The following is a 4,006-nucleotide window of genomic DNA, read 5'->3' as shown; positions in this document are numbered from 1 at the left end:
ACGACCCGTTCGGTCGACGAACTCGAACTGAAGGTCGGCGCGGAAGTCGTCGCGCTCGTGAAGTCCACCGAAGTCTCGATCGCGCGTCTCTGACCGCGCGTGTCCTGCTCCGATGCGGCGCCGGCGGTGCAGGCGGCGGCGCGCAAAGCCGTCCGAGCGCACCGGCCGGCGGCGGCTTCGACGAGATGGACGACGATATTCCGTTCTGATCGCCAAGTCGTCATTCCGCATCACGACGGGCCCGAATGTCCGAGTCAAGCTGCTTGCTTGGCCCGGGTCTTCGGGCCTTTCTTCGTTTGACGTCGTTCCTGCACTTTTTCCGTATGTCGTGCTCCGGGTAAAACGTGGCTGACGAACTTCCCGACCTCATCGCGGAACATCTCGACGTGCTGTTCTGCGGGATCAATCCGGGCCTGACCGCGGCCGCGACCGGGCATCACTTCGCGGGAAGAAACAACCGCTTCTGGCGCGTGATCCATCTCGCGGGCTTCACGCCGACGGAAATTTCACCGCAGGACGATCACATGCTGCTCCGGTACGGCTGCGGCCTGACGGCGGTCGTGAAGCGGCCGACGGCGAGTGCCGAGCAACTGTCGCGTGCCGAATTCATCGCCGCGGCGGCGGCGTTCGAGCAGAAGGTCGTGCGTTACGGGCCGTGCTTCGTCGCCTTTCTCGGCAAGGCCGCGTATGCGGCGCTGTCGGGGCAACGCGAAGTCGCGTGGGGGCTGCAACCGGTCCGCATGCAGGGCGCGAACGTCTGGGTGCTCCCCAATCCGAGCGGGAGAAATCTCGCGTTCGGTCTCGGCGACCTGGTCGACGCGTACCGTCCGCTTTATCTGGCCGCGACGACGGCGACACGACATGCGGCGCGATAAGACCGCTTTCGTCTGGCCGGGCACCGTGTTGCCGCGCGCGTTCTTCGATCGCGCGGCCACCGACGTCGCACCGCTCCTGCTCAACAAGATCCTCGCGGCCGCGGACGGCCGCGCCGGCCGCATCGTCGAAGTGGAGGCGTATGCCGGCGCGATCGACCCGGCGGCGCACACCTATCGCGGCAGGACGCCGCGCAATGCGACGATGTTCGGGCCGCCGGGGCATCTGTACGTCTATTTCACGTACGGCATGCACTGGTGCTGCAACTGCGTGTGCGGTCCTGACGGTGCGGGAACGGGCGTGCTGATCCGCGCGCTGGAACCGCTGCACGGAATCGAGCGCATGCGTGCGGCCCGGCCGCCGCAGACGCGCGATCGCGACCTGTGCCGCGGGCCGGCGCGGCTGACGCAGGCGATGGGCATCGATGGCGCGCAGGATGGCGCCGATCTCGTCGCTGCGCGCGAAGGGTTCGCGATCGTCGACGACGGCACGACGCCGCCCGCGAACCTGGCGGGCGGGCCGCGCATCGGCATTCGCGTCGGCATGGACTTCCCGTGGCGGTGGTGCATGCCCGGCAACCGCTACGTGTCGGGGACGCTGCCGCGCACCTGATGCGTGCCGGACACAAGCCGCACGCCATTCGACCTGCGTCATGCGGCCGCCATTATTGACCGGCTAAGCTGCTCTTTTCGACGTTCGATCGAGGGGGCACCATGCGGCGGGTCGTGTTCAACCAGAAGGGCGGCGTAGGCAAGTCGACGATCGTCTGCAACCTGGCCGCGATCAGCGCGAGCGAAGGATTGCGCACGCTCGTCATCGACCTCGACGCACAGGCGAACTCCACGCGCTACCTGCTCGGCGATGCGGCCGCCGAGGCGCAACCGGGCGTTGCCGGGTTCTTCGAAACCGCGCTGACCTTCAACTTCCGGCCGATCGACGTCGCATCGTTCATCCATCCGACCCCGTTCGAAGGGCTCGACGTGATGCCCGCGCATCCGGATCTCGACACGCTGCACGGCAAGCTCGAATCGCGCTACAAGATCTACAAGCTGCGCGACGCGCTGAACGAACTCGACGCCTACGACGCCGTGTACATCGACACGCCGCCCGCGCTGAATTTCTATACGCGCTCGGCGCTGATCGCGGTCGAGCGCTGCCTGATCCCGTTCGACTGCGACGATTTCTCGCGCCGCGCGCTGTACACGCTGCTCGAGAACGTGAAGGAAATCCAGCAGGACCACAACGCGGCGCTCGAGGTCGAAGGGATCGTCATCAATCAGTTCCAGCCGCGCGCGAGCCTGCCGCAACGGCTGGTCGACGAGCTCGTCGACGAAGGGCTGCCGGTGCTCGCGTCGAGGCTGTCGGCATCGGTGAAGATTCGCGAGTCGCATCAGCAGTCGAAGCCGGTGATCCATCTCGAGCCGGGGCACAAGCTCGCGCAGGAATTCCGCGCGCTGCATCGCGAGCTGGCCGGCTGATTCCGCATTCACCCGTGTCGACCGCGGCCGCTTCATGCGGCCGTATTTTCATTTCGACTCTCAATTCGTCATATCATTGATTTATTCAATAGTAATTCAGAAAACGATTTCATAATAATCCAGAAAAAACGATTACATCAGTGACCGCTCCATTTTCAATTCGCGTCGGTTTTCTAATAAACGGAATAATGGATTGGTAAATGTTGCGCGATGTCACGGCGCGCTATCCTGCAGAAAGGTAAAAAGACATTGCGGGACCCGCGCCCCAGTGGAATCTTCTCCGTGATACCGGCGTGCGGCGGGTTCCAGCAGCTGCCGGAAATGATAATAAGGGTTTACACCTACTATTAATGCCATTTAATTGACAATTAATCGATCTAGAATGACCTCCTTCAACTTCCCGTACTCAAATAAGTGGCGGGTTGTCAATAAGGAGGCCGTTTGAGATCGAGCTTCCATTTTTACGTCGTCTCTCGCATTGCTAACAGGAGCGTGCCCGATGTCCGTATTTGCCCCCGAAAAACTCACCGCCGATTATCAGTCCGGTATTGCCGCGTGGTTTGCGATTGCCCGTCCGGCGATTCACGGCTTCGAGGCTTTCGTCGAACTCAACCTGCAAGCGGCCCGGACGGCGCTGGAAGAGTATGAGGACAAGCTGAAAAACGCCTTCAACGGCAACAATCCGGCCGCCGGCTTCGCGCAGCAGATTGCCGCACCGCAAGAAGCGGCCGGCAAGGTCGTGTCGTACGGCCGCCATCTGTTCGACATCGCGGTGTCGACGCAGTCCGAATGGGCGAAGGTCGCGCAGGCGCAGTACGAACAGAACGACAAGCGCCTGAAGGACGTGCTCGGCGAGCTGTCGAAGCACGCGCCGGCGGGTTCGGCACCGGTGGTGGCTGCGCTGAATTCGGCGCTGTCGGCGGCGACGGCCGCGGCCGACTCGGTGCGCACGGCGACGGGGCAGGCGATCGAGGCCGCACAGAGCGGTTTCGACGCGGTCAGCGAAACGGCCACGCGCGGCGCCAAGCAGACGGCTGCCGCCGCGCGCAAGGACGCTGCCGCGCGCGAATCGGCTGCGTAACCGCACGACGGCGTGCCGCGTGAAAGCGCGACACGCTCGATCGGCGCCGGACGGCGTCGGGCGCCGCGTGTGCCATGCGGGGTCCGGCCGTCGTCCGGTTCGCCGCAAGGCGCCCGTACCGGTGTGCCGCCGGTGTGCGCGAGCGCCGTCCGCCCCCATGGCGGCGTGCGACCGTGATCGCGCCGGATGGCGCGACGGGTGCCATCGCCCGTTGCAGCCGGCGCGTGCCGGTGTCGGAACGACGAACTGATTTCGATGCAGGAATTGAACATGACGGACGTAGTGATCGTATCGGCCGCGCGAACCGCGGTCGGCAAATTCGGCGGCTCGCTTGCGAAGATTGCAGCGCCGGAGCTGGGCGCGACGGTGATCCGCGCGGTGCTGGAACGTGCGGGCGTGAAGCCCGATCAGGTCAGCGAAGTGATCATGGGCCAGGTGCTGACGGCCGGATCGGGGCAGAACCCGGCGCGGCAGTCGCTGATCAAGGCCGGGCTGCCGAACGCGGTGCCGGGGATGACGATCAACAAGGTGTGCGGCTCGGGCCTGAAGGCCGTGATGCTGGCGGCGAACGCGA

General features: G+C 64.8%; 5 protein-coding genes and 1 pseudogene. All 6 read left to right on the top strand.

Translation table 11 applies throughout. The features are described from left to right. The coding region (locus G3N62_RS34715; protein WP_206141503.1) for a TOBE domain-containing protein at positions 1–93 on the top strand (93 nt) is incomplete at its 5' end. Positions 94–344: 251 nt separating this feature from the next. Then, entirely contained in the window at positions 345–875 is a 531-nt protein-coding gene (gene mug / locus G3N62_RS34705; RefSeq protein WP_124670201.1) for a G/U mismatch-specific DNA glycosylase, read from the top strand. Beyond that, positions 862–1,485 (top strand): DNA-3-methyladenine glycosylase, encoded by a 624-nt coding sequence (locus G3N62_RS34700; RefSeq protein WP_124670200.1) that lies wholly within the window; start codon positions 862–864, stop codon positions 1,483–1,485. Before mug ends, G3N62_RS34700 begins: the two co-directional genes overlap by 14 nt. 101 nt (positions 1,486–1,586) lie before the next feature. Beyond that, the gene (locus G3N62_RS34695) at positions 1,587–2,351 is read left to right on the top strand and encodes a ParA family protein (protein WP_124670199.1); all 765 of its coding nucleotides are present in this window, start codon (positions 1,587–1,589) and stop codon (positions 2,349–2,351) included. A gap of 499 nt (positions 2,352–2,850) precedes the next feature. Next, entirely contained in the window at positions 2,851–3,432 is a 582-nt protein-coding gene (gene phaP, locus G3N62_RS34690; RefSeq protein ID WP_124670198.1) for a TIGR01841 family phasin, read from the top strand. A 270-nt stretch (positions 3,433–3,702) separates the two neighbouring features. Further along, positions 3,703–4,006 (top strand): annotated as a pseudogene (locus tag G3N62_RS34685) (acetyl-CoA C-acetyltransferase); the annotation flags it as partial.

It is taken from the genome of Burkholderia sp. Tr-20355 (assembly GCF_017104685.1).
In the GTDB taxonomy this organism is placed as follows: Bacteria; Pseudomonadota; Gammaproteobacteria; order Burkholderiales; family Burkholderiaceae; genus Burkholderia; species Burkholderia seminalis.
The sequence above is the reverse complement of the archived record's forward strand: the minus strand, read 5'-3'. Positions and strand labels throughout refer to the sequence as shown.